General features: G+C 37.9%; 19 protein-coding genes and 1 riboswitch. Of the genes, 2 read left to right on the top strand and 17 right to left on the bottom strand.

The features are described from left to right. Positions 1-112 precede the first annotated feature (112 nt). From PI85_RS02700 to PI85_RS02680, 5 genes are all read right to left on the bottom strand, one after another. Positions 113-877, bottom strand: coding sequence for a tyrosine-protein phosphatase (locus PI85_RS02700; protein ID WP_036121218.1), 765 nt, complete (start codon positions 875-877; stop codon positions 113-115). Positions 878-1012: 135 nt separating this feature from the next. Next, on the bottom strand, positions 1013-1963 hold the full coding sequence (locus tag PI85_RS02695; RefSeq protein WP_036121220.1) for an ABC transporter substrate-binding protein: 951 nt from the start codon (positions 1961-1963) through the stop codon (positions 1013-1015). Continuing rightward, positions 1947-2504, bottom strand: a complete 558-nt coding sequence (locus PI85_RS02690) for a hypothetical protein (protein ID WP_036121223.1) — start codon at positions 2502-2504, stop codon at positions 1947-1949. The genes PI85_RS02695 and PI85_RS02690 overlap by 17 nt, the downstream gene beginning before the upstream one ends. Positions 2505-2665: 161 nt before the next feature. Then, positions 2666-2864, bottom strand: a riboswitch (cobalamin riboswitch). 102 nt (positions 2865-2966) lie between these two features. Further along, entirely contained in the window at positions 2967-3512 is a 546-nt protein-coding gene (locus PI85_RS02685; protein WP_036121225.1) for a glutathione peroxidase, read from the bottom strand. Positions 3513-3599: 87 nt separating this feature from the next. Further along, positions 3600-4151, bottom strand: coding sequence for a hypothetical protein (locus PI85_RS02680; protein WP_008175231.1), 552 nt, complete (start codon positions 4149-4151; stop codon positions 3600-3602). Between the two features lie 90 nt (positions 4152-4241). Between PI85_RS02680 and ytvI the strand changes: the two genes are divergently transcribed. Then, complete coding sequence (gene ytvI, locus PI85_RS02675; protein ID WP_036121229.1) at positions 4242-5300, top strand: sporulation integral membrane protein YtvI; 1059 nt, start codon at positions 4242-4244, stop codon at positions 5298-5300. Between the two features lie 85 nt (positions 5301-5385). On the opposite strand, the gene PI85_RS02670 is transcribed toward ytvI, so the two are convergent. Together PI85_RS02670 and PI85_RS02665 are read right to left on the bottom strand one after the other, a co-directional pair. After that, positions 5386-6522 carry a C40 family peptidase gene (locus tag PI85_RS02670; protein ID WP_036121232.1) on the bottom strand — a complete coding sequence of 379 codons (1137 nt, stop codon included), beginning with the start codon at positions 6520-6522 and terminating at the stop codon, positions 5386-5388. Positions 6523-6871: 349 nt separating this feature from the next. Beyond that, complete coding sequence (locus tag PI85_RS02665; protein WP_036121235.1) at positions 6872-8860, bottom strand: AarF/ABC1/UbiB kinase family protein; 1989 nt, start codon at positions 8858-8860, stop codon at positions 6872-6874. Between the two features lie 249 nt (positions 8861-9109). Here PI85_RS02665 and PI85_RS02660 point away from each other — a divergent pair, with 249 nt between their 5' ends. Beyond that, complete coding sequence (locus PI85_RS02660; RefSeq protein ID WP_036121237.1) at positions 9110-10804, top strand: FAD-dependent oxidoreductase; 1695 nt, start codon at positions 9110-9112, stop codon at positions 10802-10804. A 37-nt stretch (positions 10805-10841) separates the two neighbouring features. On the opposite strand, the gene PI85_RS02655 is transcribed toward PI85_RS02660, so the two are convergent. The 10 genes from PI85_RS02655 to PI85_RS02610 form a co-directional block, all read right to left on the bottom strand. Continuing rightward, on the bottom strand, positions 10842-11792 hold the full coding sequence (locus PI85_RS02655) for a c-type cytochrome (protein ID WP_036121240.1): 951 nt from the start codon (positions 11790-11792) through the stop codon (positions 10842-10844). 231 nt (positions 11793-12023) lie between these two features. After that, positions 12024-12728 (bottom strand): DsbA family protein, encoded by a 705-nt coding sequence (locus PI85_RS02650; protein ID WP_036121243.1) that lies wholly within the window; start codon positions 12726-12728, stop codon positions 12024-12026. A gap of 2 nt (positions 12729-12730) precedes the next feature. Then, positions 12731-13516 (bottom strand): sulfite exporter TauE/SafE family protein, encoded by a 786-nt coding sequence (locus PI85_RS02645; RefSeq protein ID WP_036121246.1) that lies wholly within the window; start codon positions 13514-13516, stop codon positions 12731-12733. A gap of 68 nt (positions 13517-13584) precedes the next feature. Next, positions 13585-13812, bottom strand: coding sequence for a sulfurtransferase TusA family protein (locus PI85_RS02640; protein ID WP_036121249.1), 228 nt, complete (start codon positions 13810-13812; stop codon positions 13585-13587). Between the two features lie 144 nt (positions 13813-13956). After that, positions 13957-15084 carry an MBL fold metallo-hydrolase gene (locus PI85_RS02635; RefSeq protein ID WP_036121253.1) on the bottom strand — a complete coding sequence of 376 codons (1128 nt, stop codon included), beginning with the start codon at positions 15082-15084 and terminating at the stop codon, positions 13957-13959. Between the two features lie 83 nt (positions 15085-15167). Beyond that, positions 15168-15563: a DsrE/DsrF/DrsH-like family protein gene (locus PI85_RS02630; RefSeq protein ID WP_036121255.1), complete on the bottom strand. Its 396-nt coding sequence runs from the start codon at positions 15561-15563 to the stop codon at positions 15168-15170. Between the two features lie 15 nt (positions 15564-15578). Next, entirely contained in the window at positions 15579-16127 is a 549-nt protein-coding gene (locus PI85_RS02625) for a sulfurtransferase TusA family protein (RefSeq protein WP_036121258.1), read from the bottom strand. 66 nt (positions 16128-16193) lie between these two features. Next, positions 16194-16490 (bottom strand): rhodanese-like domain-containing protein, encoded by a 297-nt coding sequence (locus tag PI85_RS02620; protein WP_036121262.1) that lies wholly within the window; start codon positions 16488-16490, stop codon positions 16194-16196. An 11-nt stretch (positions 16491-16501) separates the two neighbouring features. After that, a complete protein-coding gene (locus tag PI85_RS02615) occupies positions 16502-16843 on the bottom strand; it encodes a rhodanese-like domain-containing protein (RefSeq protein ID WP_036121264.1) in 342 nt (113 codons plus the stop codon). Positions 16844-16885: 42 nt separating this feature from the next. Then, positions 16886-17146 carry a metal-sensitive transcriptional regulator gene (locus PI85_RS02610; protein WP_008175248.1) on the bottom strand — a complete coding sequence of 87 codons (261 nt, stop codon included), beginning with the start codon at positions 17144-17146 and terminating at the stop codon, positions 16886-16888. Positions 17147-17183: the final 37 nt, after the last annotated feature.

Genomic DNA, 17183 nt, shown 5'->3' with positions numbered 1-17183 from the left:
CTTAAAAATCTATTGTATCTTATCATAAATTTTCAGACTGTAAAGAGATTTATAGGAAGACAACGCTTCCACATAAAAAATCCCTCTCACTAATTTGTGAAAGGGATTTTATTTAGATTAAGCAATATGACTGTAATTGCTCACGCTTATCAGCCGTTAGACCAAACTCCTGCTCCAAAAAAGCTGTCTTTGAGCCGTAACGATGATCCATAGCATCCAACGCTGCCTGTAAATAATCCTCACGAGCGGACATTAATGCATAAAATTGCTGTAATTCTTGTTCATTATACTGGTGCTGGATCGTTTGAGCCATTCTTTCTACCATGGGACGCAAATGAATATTCGTATTTAAATAATCTTCCATAATGGTCTCTTCAGGTACGTCTAAAGCCAATAAAATAAGAGCTCCGCCAATTCCTGTTCGGTCTTTTCCAACTGCGCAATGATGGACTAGCCCTAAATTATCAGGGTCTTGTATAGTCGTCATTAATTCTTTAAAAGAGGGATTATGAAAAGGCATTTGTGCATAAAATTCCTTGAACATATCAGCGTTAACTACTTTATAAAATTCTCTACCACCTGTATTGGTTGGCATTTCAAATGCATGCTTTCCCTTCGCAGGGATTTGAATATATCGAGTTTGTGGAAACACAGGATTAGGATTATGTTGTACTTCATTTGTGTCACGATAATCAAAAATTGTTTTAATACCTAATGTTTCAAATAATTCTTTATCTGTCGATGTCATTTTACCAAGTGCGGCAGAGCGATAAAATAAGCCATTTCTTATAACACGCCCATCTCTCGTTTGATATCCCCCCATATCTCGGAAATTATAAACGGCCTCAAACGGAATATTTTTTTGTACTTGCTTCACTGAACTACACCTCCCTATATTAATAAGCGTTCTTACCTTTATTCTATCGAACAAACTACATGAATACCAATTTTCACACTAGGTAATAAAATAAAAAATGCTAGCTGTAATAAACAACTAGCATTTTCTACGATCTTATTTATATAACTCTGGATACACAGCTTTAACAACAAGCTCAACTGCTTCACCGATACGTGGACCTGGACGATTTGAGATATCTGTGTCAAGGGACTGAACTGCCTTGTTTTGAATAGCTGTTACCGTATTCCACCCATCACGAGCAAGGATTTCTCCAATTGGATTTTCTGTATAGTTGACTGTTGTTAAAATGACGTCTGGATTTCTCGCAATTACATCTTCCTCAGATACTTGCTTCCAGCCATCTAAATCTGCAAACACATTCTTTACATTTGCCGCATTTAATATTTCTTGTTGGAAAGTGCTAGAGCCTGCTGTATATATTTCTGGCTTCGGACTAATTTCTAAATAAACATTTTTTGGTGTTTTTACTTCCTTAACCTTTGTTTGCACATCAGCGATTTTTGCTTTAATTTCCTCGTTTAATGCCTTGCCTTTATCCTTAACATCCATAACAGCTGCAATTTGTTCGATATCTCCATATACATCATCAAATGTAGCCGCTGATTGAATAACAAATACTTTAATTCCTGCATCCTCGAGTGGCTTAAGTGCATCCTTCTCACCAATCGTATACGCAATAACAACATCTGGCTTTAACGCTAAAATTCGCTCACTGTTATAATTCACAGTATCAGAAACACGTTCGATTTTTTGGGCGGCTTCTGGATATGTATCATATTCAGTGGCACCTACAATTTTATCGCCAACCCCTAATGCAAATAGAATTTCTGTGTTACTTGGTTGTAAGGACACAACTGTTTTTGGCACTTCCTTAAACTCTATTTCTACGCCACGATCATCGGTTACTTTGTAACTTGTTTGCTCAATCTTTTGTTCATCTTGAGAACCATTTTTATTTTTTGTATCTTCCGCAGTTCCACAACCTGCTAAAACGAGCGCTAGCAATAAAACCGATAGCCATTGTAAATTAAATAGTTTCTTCATTATTATTCACCTTTTTCTTTTTCATTGGATATGATTTACTCATAAACGGAATTTCAGCTATTCCAGCTTGTTGATTCGTATAGACAGCCATTACAAAACATACATTGGCTAATAAGCCTAAATAATCGAAGAGAATAGTCGGTATCTCTCGTTCTTCCGAAACCTTGTGTAAAGTTCGATATGATTTTTTCGCCTCACTACGACAAAGATGTAAAGCAGCAGCAGCCTCTGTTCCTTGAGGTAAAACAAAACTTTGAATCTCTTCCTTCACATGACTTACATAAAAATCATAGCGCTCACTTAACCAGGATAGATCCTCATCTGTAACTGCTAGCTTCCCACGAACCGAGCCATTCACATGATAAGCCATAGGTAAAATCTGCATTAAATCATCTGCAACAACTTGTACATCCTCTTTCTTTACTATAGCTAGCGCAACCCCTAAATGCGTTGTTAAACTATCTGTGCGAATCTCAAAATCGACAGTTGAAGCCTTCTCTCGCATAAAAGGATAACAAGAATAACGTGCATCTTTTTTCAACCTGCTGTCCCCCTTTTTCTTAATGAAAATCCTCACTTTTATAGAACATAAAAAAACGTCGCTCCTCACGCAAAGGAACGACGAAAATAACATAATGATTGTCATAGAAACACGACACTGCCTATGTATTTGCCGTATATCCTCCTAGCTTCCGAAGAGTTGTTATACGTTCAAATAAAGGTCGGTCTCCTGGCTTGTACAACGCTCCTATAAAATTTATAAGAGCTATAAAGAACCTTCCCATTTCCTATGAAACAGTGGTTCATCTTTATAATAGCTGTACTTACAGTTGCGGAAACAGCTTCGGCTTATACCGAATTCCCGATTATGCTAGCTAGCACCTTTATTCTGCAAGAATAATTCACTTGTAAAGCAGTTTATCATAGATTGATAGGAAAAAATAGTTGCGTACAAAAATGATAGCCGTTTTAGACGTATTTCAATTCCCATAAAATCACTCTACTACAATACTTTTTCAATTGCTTGCTCAATATCAAGCTGTGAGTCTGTAGGCTCAAAGCGAGCTATGGTTTTTCCGCTTGCATCTACTAGGAATTTAGTAAAATTCCAGCGAATATTACGACCATCTAAAAAGCTTGGAGCAAGTTGAACAATTGCCTCAGCAAGCATTTTCTCCTGCATGCTTGCTTTTCCAAATTCACGAAAATCGACTTCATGTTTTAAATAATTAAATAAAGGATGTGTCGTCTCACCATTTACTTGGACTAGCTCAAAAATGGGAAACGTAACTCCATAGTTGACCTTACAAAGATGCGCAGTTTCCTCTCCATCTTCAGGATTTTGATGGCCAAACTGATCACAAGGAAATCCTAGAACGACAAAATTATTTTTGCCATATTTATCGTACATTTTTTGTAAGTCTTCAAATTGATATGTAAATCGGCATTGATTGGCCGTGTTAACAATTAGCATTGTTTTTCCTCGAAAAGTTTCCATTGATAAAATTTCACCATTCGGCTTTCGTACTAAATAATTATAAATGCTCATTCCCTAACCCCTTTTGTTTTTTTCATATATTATAGTTGACTAATCTCCTCATTACCAAAGGTTTGCACAAAAAACACCATCTCGTTACTAAGAACGGATGGCTGACTTATATTTCTTTTTATATTTAACATTTTGCTCTTCATTGATTAAGCGATGTGCTATGTCTAATAATTTAGGATCACTCGTTTGATCATATAATTTTTTTAAAGATACAATAATATCATAGCGAATGAGAGTAGGATGCTTTTCATCTAAACAAGTTTGAAATCTCTTGGCTAAATAAGATACGACTAAATCGCTTTGTACTTGGCCTGCTAAACCAATTTTCCAAATAGCCTGTAATGTATGCCTTGCCGTGACGGGCTTTTCATCATAAGTCACTGCCCAAATCTTTAAAAAATCTTCTAATACTCTTTCTTCGGGATCACTTTTTGCAGCTAAAGCACATAAAATTTGTGCGGCAAGTGCACGTGCATGCCCATTTTTATATGTAAGTGCTTGTACAAGCTGTTCCCACACTGCATATGTCCAATCTACGGGCTCCTGCATAATTTTCATCAGTTCCTCGTAAGATTCATATTGAATATCTCGATCACGCTCTGTTAGATTACTAAAAAGTTGCAAAATCTCTTTTTCCATAATTTATCCCTACCTTTATTGTTTCAGAACGTCATAAAACTTGATTTATGTTACACTTAACTTAATTTTTTTCGCAAAGAAGGTGAGTTTATGAATAAATTTAATGCTAGGAAATTGATTTTTCGATTGCTAGTGATTCTGTCCCTAATTATAGCCGCTTACTTTATTATTCCGGTATCTATGCCGTTAATATTAGCAGCTATCAGCGCATTTTTCCTTGAACCAATCGTCATGTTCTTTAAAAGGCGCTGGAAAATGTCTCGAAAAATTGCAGTTGCCTTTATATACATAGTGAGTGTCATTATCATTTCTATTATTTGCTATATTTCAATTACGCAGATCATGACGCAAATAATTTTATTGTCTAAGCAAGCTCCCTATTATATTTCCAAGCTATCAGATATGTGGCTTCATATGCAAGAAAATATTTCTAAATACACGGAAGACTTTCCACCTGAAGTAAGTACTTCGCTTCAAAAAACCACAATGGATTTCATAAAGAAAATTGAAGAAACGTTTTTAAGCTTCTTTAATTATAGCAAAGTTTCGGCCTTCTTTTCAGAGATTCCAAGTCTATTTATCAGTCTTCTCGTCTATATGATTGCCCTATTCCTATTTATGCTAGATCTGCCGAAATTGAAGCGCATTACTTATAAGTATTTAAAGCCTAATACAGCAAAGAAAATAAAAATTATTTTAAACCGTTTAAAGGATGCGACATTCGGCTATATGAAAGCACATTTATTTGTAAGCTTCATTATCGGAGGCGTTACACTTATTGGACTTTTATTAATCCAGCCGAAATATGCCATAACCATGACCATTATTATTTGGCTAATAGATATTGTCCCTTTTTTAGGCTCCATTATTATTTTAGCACCATGGGGGCTTTATCACCTTTTAATGGGAAACACATCTATTGCTGTAAAATTATTCATCTTAGCTGCTATTTTACTCATTATTCGTCGTGTAGTCGAGCCTAAACTAATGGGAGACCATATTGGGTTATCAACTTTACCTACATTAATTGCCATGTTTATTGGACTACAGTTATTTGGAATTATCGGTTTACTTGTCGGGCCATTTGTCATTATTTTCTTTATCGCCTTAAAGGAAACAGGCATCATAAAAGTAAACTTCAAAATTTGATACCAATAAAAAAAGGTCATCTTTGTATTTTTCCCTTACAAAGATGACCTTTTTATCATGTTAATCGTCTATATACTATAGAGGCTTATTGAATTCGACCAAAGCCTACTAAATATTGATTCCACCAATCAAGTGATTCAATGACAACACCATTATTTTGAGCATCAATCATTGTGTTATTACCTAAGTAGATACCTACGTGCGCTACACCTGAGCCATAGCTAAAGAATACTAAGTCACCAACGCGTGCTTCCCCAGCAGAAATACGTTGTGTTGCTAAATATTGTTGTGATGCAGTACGTGGTAAAGAAACGCCTGCTTGTTTGTAAGACCATTGTACAAGACCTGAGCAGTCAAATCCAGAAGTTGGGTTACTACCACCCCAAACATATGGACGACCAAGGAATTGTTTTGCTGTAGAAATAGCATCACCTGAAGAGGCAGTACCAGCGCCTGAACCAACGATAATTTTTTGTGGTTGTTGACCATCACCGTTATTTTGAGTAGCTTGTACTACTGGCGTTGCTGCTTGAAGAGCACGTAAACGAGCCGCTTCTTCTTCAGCTGCCTTACGTTCAGCTTCTAAACGTTCTTCTTCCTGTTTTGTAGCAATTTGAGCTTTTAGGGCTAATGATTTTGCTTCATTTTCAGCCTTTTTCACTTCCATTTCGCTTTCCTTTTGTTGAAGCTCTTGGAATTGCTTTTGAAGCTCTTTTTGTTTTTCATCTAGAATGGCTTTTTGTTGCTCTAAGCTCGCTTTGTCAGCTTCTTGTTGATCCACTAATTCTTGGTCAGCATCCATTAATGTTTTAACCGCTACGACACGGTCCATTAAATCAGCAAAGCTTTTTGCTTCAAGAACTACATTTAAATAAACACCCACTGTGTTGTCTTGTGCTTGGTATGCAGCCATACGTTCACTTAAGATTTTAGAACGTTGCTCAATACGTTTTTTTGTTTCAACAATACTAGCATCTACTTCTTTAATTTCCTCTTGTACTTGTTTAAAAACTTTTACTTTTTCGTCGATCTCTTTTTGTAAATTCGTTAGTTCTTCTTGTAATTTTTTAACTTGTGCATCTATTTCAGCCTTTTTCTCAATCATTTGTTGAGAAGTTTCTTCAGCATGTACTTCTGTTGGTTGAATTGTATTAAATAATAAGCCGCCTGCTAGTGCTAAAGCGAGCACCATCGACTTACGCCATTTATTGCGCTTACCCACGTACCTTCAATTCCCTTCATTTATCAATTTCGCTCTGAATACTCTATGTAATCTGTTGAACGATCCTATATTTAATCAATTGTTCTTATATATTTGTTTTAGCCTTTTAAAGTTTAGCATTTTCAGCATAACTTTTATACTATTTCCTATCTATTTAATACATTAGTAAAACTCGAAACATTTCTGTAACATTCGCGTAAAATACCGATTATTCTACAATACACTTATATATTCTACACAAGTCTGTTATTAGCTAATTCGACAATAGTCACACGACCTACTTTGTAATGTTTTTGTAATATTACTTGGAAATGTTTCAAAAAAAAAGAGGTAGGGGAATAATCCCTACCTACTGCTTCATGGAACGCAATGCCTGTATCGATAACCTTACTAACAAAATTGCACATAAAAATAAACCTAAATAAGCAGCTGTGTTTAAATATACTGCATAAGAATCATGGATAAATTGTGAGATTGCTAAAAGAGCCACAGATATAATTCCAAATGTAATCCCTACTAAAAGCAGTACGAATCGGGAAAACAAGTTGGTAATGAATCGGGCATTATGCTCATCAGAGAATATATCGTGATGTAAAATAATTTTTCCACTCTCTACACGCTGAATTAGTTGATCCACTCTTCTTGGCATTTTACGCAAAGTTGGTATCAGCATCGATAATTCCTCTTGCAGCCGTTCTTTTGTAGCCATTGGTTCTTTAAATGGTTTTAGGAAAGAAGCACGCATATATGTAGCAGAGAAATCCTTAGCTTCTGTAAAAATATCAAAACGTGAATCAATTACCCTTAATGTTCCATCTAATATCACCAAAGAGCGGAGTGCTAAACCTACCGCTGGGTAAAAGGCTAGCCCAAAATCCCGCACCACTGTAAATAAAGCATGTATTAATTCTTCTGTTGGTATGCGGTCAACATACGAGATTTTTAGTAAAATTTGATCGATTGCTTGTTCCATTCTTGCACGTTCCGCATGATCGGCATTTTCCACTAATAGTGTTAAGCCATCGTACAAGACACTGGAGTCATTGAGCTGAATACCCATTAAAAATAGCTTTAAGCCCTCTTGTTGTGTGGCCCCCAATCTTCCAACTGCTCCAAAATCGAGCAATACGGGTGTACCATCCTTCTCATCAATGTGAATATTTCCTGGATGAGGATCAGCATGAAAAATACCTGAAAAAAGCATCTGTTCAAAAAAAGAATATAATACTGTTCTAGCAAATTGTCTGCGATCAATGGACAGACGATTGAATTCTGATCCCCCATCTGCCACACTCTGTCCACGAATATATTCCATCACTATAATATTTTCATTACTGTAAGCTGTATAAATTTTTGGAATGCGAACCTTATAATCACTTTTCGATAATGCGTTCTTAACCTGTAACGTATTACGTACCTCAATATCTAAATGAATCTCTTCACGTAGCCCATCTGCGAATCCACCAGCTAGCTCACGAAAGCCTAGTGACTCTGCCCAAGTAGATTTGGATGAAAGCCAATTTGCAAATTCCTCTAAAATTTCAAGATCATCGCGCATAATCCCTTTTACTTCTGGACGGAGAAGCTTGACGACAACATCTTCATAATTTTTAAGCCGTGCTTTGTGCACCTGACCGATAGAGGCTGCTGCAATAGGCTCCATTTGAAATTGGCTAAATAACTCATCCATTGATTGAGGAAGTGAGCGCTCTAAAATACTTGTCACTTGCTCTGCTGGTAAAGGCTTTACACGATGTTGTAGCATCTCTAGCTCATCTATAAAGATGGGTGAAAATAATTCTTTACGTGTAGACAGTACTTGTCCAAATTTAATGAAAATCCCACCACATTGCTCTAATGTTGCGCGCAATGCAATCGCCAACTCTTTTTCGTTTTCACGTTGCCTTGCATATTTAATCGTTTGGACGACACCATTTGTAACTGCAATTTTTAAAACTTGTCGCAATCGTTTCTGCTGTCGCCAATAGCTCCGCAGTCGTAAGAGCAAAGATTTTTGACCATTTCGACGATCTCCAGTTGTAATGCCACTTGGATCAAAGAGCTCAAAAACCAAATACAGCAACATAGAAATGAGTAGCATACTCCCTATCCAAATTAATGTGCTGACCTCTGTAACAGTTTGCATCATGGTTTCTGACAAAAAATCTGTATGACGTAAATAAGAGTACCAGTAAACAAAAGAGGTTAATGTCACACTAATGACGACTGAAAGCACTCTTCGTACAAAATTAATATTAGAGCCTATTAATCGTCCACTCACAATATAAATCAAACCCGATACTATAATGATTTGCATCAAAAATTTCAAAAAAATCAACAGTGTCACCTCCATTGTCATTTCCATTTCCTACTACTGTTAGTATAGCAAATTTATACATTAACTTTCTTTCACAAGGAACACCTTAGAAAATTAATGAAGTCTTTCACCTTGATAATATACCCTTTAGGGTATATTATTTAATTTGTAGTACTCATACTACATTATTTATTGATTTCAATAACAAAAAACTATATTTAAAAGCTTTTTTATACCCTTATATGTATTAAGCAAAAGGAGTGTTGACAATTGAGTAAAAAATTTTTAATTGTTGGTGGCGTTGCAGGTGGAGCATCCACTGCTGCCCGCATTCGTCGTCTCGATGAAAAGGCAGAAATTATTATGTTTGAAAAAGGACCAAATGTTTCATTCTCCAACTGTTCTCTCCCCTTCCATTTAAGCGGGATTGTTGAAAATAGTGACAAATTGATCTTAATGACACCTCAATCCTTTCAAACAAAATACAATATAGAGGCTCGTGTACAGCAAGAAGTTGTACGCATTAACCGAGAACAAAAAACCATTACCATTAAGAATTTAATAACGGGTAGAGATTATGAGGAAAGTTTCGATACATTAGTTCTATCACCAGGAGCAAGTCCTATCGTCCCTGACCTAGAGGGTATCCGTTCAAACCATGTCTTTACCATTAGAAACGTGGTAGATATTAACCGTTTAAATCAATACCTACAAACGGATCATGTACAGGATATTGCTGTGATCGGTGGAGGCTTCATTGGTGTAGAGGTAGCGGAAAATTTGAAGCTAGCGGGCTATAATGTCTCTTTAGTTGAATTCGGTCAACAAATTATGGCCCCTTTTGATTATGATATGGCTCAAATATTGCAAAAGGAGATGACCGATAAGGGGGTTCAAGTTATTGTCAATGATGGTCTCGCAAGGGTTACTCCAAGTGATGTGACGTTAAATTCTGGCAAACAATTGACAGCACAAGCCGTCGTATTAGCGATTGGCGTTCGTCCTGAAATCCACTTAGCCAAAGAAGCCGGGCTAACTATCGGTGCACTCGGAGGCATTCAGGTTGATGCTAATTACGTGACATCAGATCCTTCCATATATGCAGTGGGAGATGCGATTGAAGTATTCCATCAGCTTAGCCATAAACAGACACGACTTGCTTTAGCCGGGCCCACTCAGCGACAAGCTCGTGCTGCAGCTAATCATATGTATAACATCCCTCATCACAATAAAGGGGTTATCGGATCTTCAAGTGTACAAATCTTCGACCTTGCCTGTGCTTCAACGGGTTTGAACGAAAAAACAGCTCTAGCAAATGGCTTTCAGGCGAAAAGCGTTTATCTAATAGCTCCTGATAAAGTAGGCTTAATGCCGAATAGTAATCCGCTTCATTTTAAGCTCGTTTATGAAACACCAACCGGTAAAATCCTCGGAGCCCAAGCTATAGGTAAAGGCAATGCAGATAAACGAATTGATGTAATAGCTACCCTCATCACAATGGGTGGTACTTTAGAAGATTTGAAGGAGCTGGAGCTATCCTACTCCCCAATGTTTAGCACTGCCCGTGATATTGTCAATTTAGCAGCTCTTGTAGCTCAAAATCAATTACATGGACACTACAAACAAATAAAAGTTGATGAAGTGAGAACACTCATTGAAAATGAAGCCTACTTCTTAGACGTACGCGAAAAGAATGAATTTGAATCTGGTCATCTCCTTCATGCACACAATATCCCTCTAAGTGAACTTCGAGAAAGAATGCATGAGGTACCTAAGGATCAACCAGTGTATGTACATTGCCGATCCGGTCAGCGTAGCTATAATGCTGTTATGGCCCTTCAAAATAGCGGTTATTCTAACGTCTTTAACGTAAGCGGGTCATTCCTGGGTATTAGCCTATACGAATATTTTACAGATGTCACAACAAACAGAGATAAAATTGTCACTGCTTATAATTTTAAGTAATTGAAAAGGGATGCCCATAAAACAGCATCCCTTTTCATTAGTTTGTAGATAGTACCTTTTCCCAATCAATCGTACCATTTTTAACTTGTTCACGTTTTTCTTTAGTCATAATATCATTTGGTTTTCCGCCTTTTGGCCAATCTTTATCATGATTTGGCCATTCAGGACGATCTTGCGATAAAATAAACGCTGCTAAATCAGCCGCTTCTTGATCTGTTAAAGTCCCTGCTGCACCTACTGGCATATTATTTTGAATATAGCCAGCCATTTTTGACATACGCGCCATACCTGCTCCATCATTAAAGGAATTATCACCCCATAATGCTGGACCAGTATTGGCACCAGTCCCAGAGCCGTCAGCTGCATGACAAGCTATACAGGACTGACCATAAAGCTCCTCACCATTGTCAACATTCGGAGTCGGTACATTTTTCATATCACTAGTACCTGCCCATTCACGTTTTGCCCCAATTGGAACACCTTCAGAAATATATGCAAAATAAGCGACCATGGCCTCTAGCTCATCACTATTCATTTCGAATTTTTTACCATTCATACTACGAACCATACAGCCGTTAATACGCTCTTCTATTGTAACTACACCACCCGAGCGTCCAATATATTGTGGATAATTAGCCATTACTCCTACTAATGATGATGCTTGCTCGTCATAGCCAGCACCAGCATGGCAGCTTGTGCATGATAATTGGTTCCCTACATATTCGTCCGCCGCAACATGTGTGTTATTAACAAGCTCATAGCCGTTTAAAATCGCTTCTTTCATTGGTCCATCTGGCACTTCGTCAATACTTGGTGGAGCATAGACAACTGACTGAGCAGCTGCTGTCGTTGGTAATTGCGTCTGCACTGTCGTTTCATTCTCCTCCACAATCGAATCAACTGTAATTTTGTCACTAATAATGGTTGCTACAAAAATTGTGCCTACTAACAGTACTGTCCCTGCTACTCCTGCTACTATAGGTTTCATCTATAATACCCCCCTTTGTATACTCACTTATATTTTAGCAACATAACATTTTATTGGATGTGATTTTTCTCACACCACTATAAAATAGAACCATTCAGATGATAAAAATGGATATATTATACATAAATTATTGTACTACAACACCGAAATCACGACTTAATACCTCTTGCAGTATGGGGATGAATCAAAAAAGTGCCGAGTACTTTAAGTACTCGACACTTATCCATCGGTTTACAAGTTACATGCACCATCCGTACACGTATCCTCACCATTTCCCATTAATTGAATCGTTGGCTGAATCCCCACTATTTTTGCAGTTTGATGTAATGTTCGCACAAAGACTTCATTTGGCTCTGCCCCTTTAATGCCATAACGATTTTCAAACACAAAGAATGGCACACTTTGTATACCAAGTTGCTGTGCATCATATCGATCCTGATCTAAAGCCTCAAGAAAGACCTTAGTAGCTAGAATGTCCTGCGCCTCCTCTATATCTAAACCTAATTGTGCAATCACCTTTAATAAAAAGGAATCATCATTCACATCTTCACCAGCCATAAAATAACCAGCCATCAGTGCTTCCGTATATGCAGATGCTTGGCCAAATTGCTGTGTCCATTTTGCTAATCGATGAGCTTTTTCTGTGTGAGCTGTTGTCATCATTTCAAAATTATAAGTCAACCCAACTTCTGCAGCTCTTGATGCCATATTCTCTGTCATGCCATGTACTTCTTCAGGTGTTGCGTTATACTTCATAGCCAAAGTGTCTAAAAAATTCGGTGCATTTACTTTAGGCGTTTCCGGACCTATTTGATAAGCCTTGTATTCAATTTCTACTTGTCCCGTATAGCCGCTTGTCTTAATCGCACGTTCCAATTCTCGCTTGGCAATATAACAAAACGGACAAGTAAAATCCGTAAATACTTCAATCTTCATGGTTAGATCCCCCCAATAATATCTATCCAAATTTTGATGGCAGTCGCCAATATAAGTATTGCCAAAATGCCTTGCAAGCTTTTGGTATTTAATTTTTTCCCAGCTCTCGCACCAAGCGGGGCCGCTATAAGACTAGTAATAATCATAATGAGCGAGGGGAAATATTCAACTTGTCCGGTCATTAATTTCCCAACCATTCCCCCTATGGAGGAGATAAATGTAATTGCTAAGCTAGTAGCAATGGTCATACGCGTAGGAATCCCTAAAACCACTAACATAATAGGGACTAATAAGAATCCACCACCTGCTCCCACAATACCTGATCCAACCCCAACAACTAAGGCCAATAAAATTGCCCATGTTTTATTAAATGTGACATCCTGCAACGGTTGATCATCAATTTGTTTTTTTGGAATAAACATCATGACTGCCGCTATTAAGGCTAGCACACCATAAACGATATTGATGCCTGACTCGGATAAAAATTTGGAACCAAAACTACCAACAAAACTTCCTGTTAATATAGCACCACCCATATAGATAATAAGTGATTTATTTAAAAGTCCACCCTTGCGGTATACCCATACACCCGCAAGGGATGCAAAAAATACTTGTATGGCAATAATTCCGGATACTTCATGAGCCGAAAATGCCATAAATCCTAATAATGGTGGAATATACAGTAGCATTGGGTAATTAATAATTGCGCCACCGATACCTAACATCCCTGATACAAACGAACCGAGAAAGCCAATTAAAAAGATCGTTAATATCCATGTAATATCCATGCATTCTTCCTTCTTTCCGAAAAGTGAAAGAAGGGTTGTTCTATTTAATAGACAACCCTCCATTAGCCTTAAGCTTTCTGAATTAAAAACGTGATGACACCAGCTTCTTCGGATTGATCTACGATATGATGACCTCCAGCTTTTGCCCAAGCAGGAATATCCGCTAAAGCCCCTTTATCTGTCACCTTAACTTCTAAAATTTCTCCTATAGTTAATGTGTCTATCGCCTTTTTTGTTTTCACAATAGGCATGGGACACGAAAGACCTGTTGCATCTAATTGTAAATTTGATTTCATATTGATCCCCTTCAACACGGCAAAGATTGTAAGCGATTTGCCTGTTCTTCTTATTATTTTACATTCATGAAGGATGAGCACCTTCAATTTCTGGACGATCCACATTTATAGTACAGAGACGTGTCCTTTGTACTTTAATAAATTTTATCGAACAGCACAGCGATTTGGGCCGATTTCCATCTCCGTTTGTTCATCTGGCGAAGGGTTTATTTTCCCCATATTTACCTGACGAATTTCTTGGTAGGCATTAGGTTGTGGTGGCAATTGATCTGTCACGACACGCTTAAATTCTACTTCATCATGAATATTCAAACCATGATTTTGTAAAAATAAATCCCCTAGTCGTTTCGCTACTGTCCCATCTTCATTAAGTTCATCAATGATCATAAAGTGAGCTGGTAACACGATAAGCTCACCGGACAATTCTCGATAACGCTTGTAAAGCGTATCTCGTAAATCTCCTACCCAGTCCTCAGCAAGGCCAGCTAAATCAGGACGTCCAATAGAATCAACAAATAGTATATCCCCTGTTAACAAATATTGGCCATCGACAACAAATGATGTAGAGCCAATTGTATGACCTGGTGAGTAGATAGCTCCTACCTCTATTTTTGATGATCCAATTTGAACAGTCACTCCATCCACTAACGGTCTATATGAAAAGACAACCTCTTCTGCATCTTTCGGTGGCAAGTAATAGACCGCACCAGTTAACTCAGCTATATGGCGTCCACCTGAAATATGATCGGCATGTAAATGTGTATCAAAAACATGTGTAATCTTCACATTCTTCTGTTCGGCGAAATTGATAAATACATCTGTAAAGCGAACAGCATCAACGATAGCTGCCTCTCCTTCAGATATCACCATATAAGAAAGACAGCCCTTCCCTAAACGGACAAATTGATAAAGCTCTCCTCCACCCGTTAAATCACCAATTTTAATAGGCTCTAAATATTCGCTCCAAGATTTCATACCGCCCGCTAAATAGGCAACATCTCGACCAGCTTCTGACAACATTTCAGCAACCATCAATGAGGATCCTTCTTTAGCACAAACGACTAGAATCTCTTTATTGGAGGGGATTTGCGGCAAGATCTCCTCAACCCCATCTAACAATTCAAAATATGGTACATTTAAATACTCAAATCGGTGACCGTCAATTTTCCAGTCTTCAAACGCATCTGCATTACGAACATCTAAAATAAACAACTCTTCATTGTTAATGACCTTTTTAGCAATTTGTGAAGCGTTCCATTTCTGCATTGGCATATATATAACCCCCATAGGTATAATTTCGAAGTTTTTTAAAGTGGAGAGCCTTTAGCCCCTCCGCCTTCCTTGCACAAAACTCTTTAGAAAGTTAGTGAAGGTGCTGCATCTTTTGCAAATTCAAGGAAAGTAACAGCTCCACCCACTTCAATACCATCAATAAAATCATCTGTCGATAAACCCATTACATCCATCGTCATTTGACAAGCAATAAATTTGACACCTAATTCTTGGGCTATGTCCACTAGTTGAGGAATGGCAGGAACATTCGCTTTCGCAAACCCTTCTGCGTAATGCTCTGCCCCTGCAGGCATTGGTAATGCACGCATCCCTTGCTTATGAATGAGATTCAATCCTTCAAATGTGAAGAAGATCGCTACCTCCTTCTCAGAAGCTGCAGCCGCTGTTGCGATATTAAACACCTTATATGCATCAAATAAACCACCGTTACTTGCAATAATTGCTACCTTGTTTGACATAAAAAATTCCTCCTATTAAATGTTTTTTGTTAATGTGCCTTTCCAAGATGTCATTCCTGGTAAAACATTAAAGACCTTTATAAAACCATGTGAAGCTAGCTTCTGCGCAGCCATATCACTACGCTTTCCAGTACGACAAATAACATAAATTTCTTGCTCTTTGTCGAGCTCCGAGAGGCGTGCTTCCAATTCACCCATCGGGATAGATTTAGCGCCCTCAATATGCCCAAAGGCAAACTCCGCTTCCTCACGTACATCAAGAATTAATCCATCACGATTGTTAATTTGCTCTAGATCAATCGTTGGGTCAAACGAAATTTCTTCTATTTGATCGTTTGTACATTTGCGAATATAATGCTTGAGCACGCCTTCATTTTCTAAAGTGCCAATATATTGGTGCCCTACAGTTTCTGCCCATGCTGCAATATCAGCTTTTGATCCTTTATCTGTCGCAAACACTTCTAAAATTTGACCATCTTCTAGATCGGCCATTGCTTTTTTTGTTTTCACAATGGGCAACGGACAAGAAAGGCCCTTGGCATCTAGCTGAAAATCTGCCTTCATCCTTATTCCAACCTCCATATACCTATTAGGGTATTATTTTTAACAAAAAAATATAGCTATATGCTACTATTGTACTTCGCCCTCCCAGGACAACATTCCACCAACCATATTCGAAACATTAAAGCCTTTACTTTCTAATATCTCGGTAGCACGGCTACTACGAGCACCAGATCGGCAAACGATAATATATGGTTCATCCTTATTCAAATCCTGTACGCGGAACTCTAATAAACCAAGTGGAATATGAATAATACCGGGAATATGACCAGTCGCTACTTCATCTACCTCTCTAACATCAATCAGGTTCGGTGTTTCACCCTGCATGATTGCTTGTTCTACTTGTTTTGCTGTAATTTCCTTCATTTTCTTTCCTCCTAATAGACACTCATTCCACCACGAACATTTGTAATACGCTCAAAGCCTTGCTTTTTCAATTGCTTACATGCCTGACTACTACGCATACCACTTTGGCAAATCACTACCACTTCTTTATCCTTCGGTAGTTTGTCAAAACTTGACCCGAGAGGCATATTTTTAAACTGCGAAATATGGCGCCCCTTAAATTCAGCTGGCGTGCGTACATCGATAAATATCTTATCCTTATCACTCAGCATATTTTTTAATTGGGCTGTAGAGATCGATTGAACGCCCTTTGTTGGTTTCATTCGCCAAATGAAAAACGCTGCGATAATCGCAATAATGATCCACGTTTCCAATTTATCACCGCTCCTTTTTATACGATAAAGGGTATATAAAAACTATCTGCTTTTCACCACTAAATCCATTGCTTCTCGGATGGCTGAATTCATTTTTTCCGCATTGCCTTCAGCAGTAGTGACACAATCTAATAAATTTTCACTAACAATAACTCCTATCGTCCGATCAACTGCTGAACGCACGGCAGATAGCTGTGTAATCACATCCTTACAGTTTTGACCCTCCTCCATCATGCGTAAAATCCCGCGTAATTGACCTTCCATCCGTTTCACTCGATTAGCTGTTTTAGAGTCATAAGCCATTCAGTTCCAGCCCCCTTTCAAAACGATAGATTCAACT

It is taken from the genome of Lysinibacillus sp. A1, assembly GCF_000801965.1.
Classification (GTDB): domain Bacteria; phylum Bacillota; class Bacilli; order Bacillales_A; family Planococcaceae; genus Lysinibacillus; species Lysinibacillus fusiformis.
The sequence above is the reverse complement of the archived record's forward strand: the minus strand, read 5'-3'. Positions and strand labels throughout refer to the sequence as shown.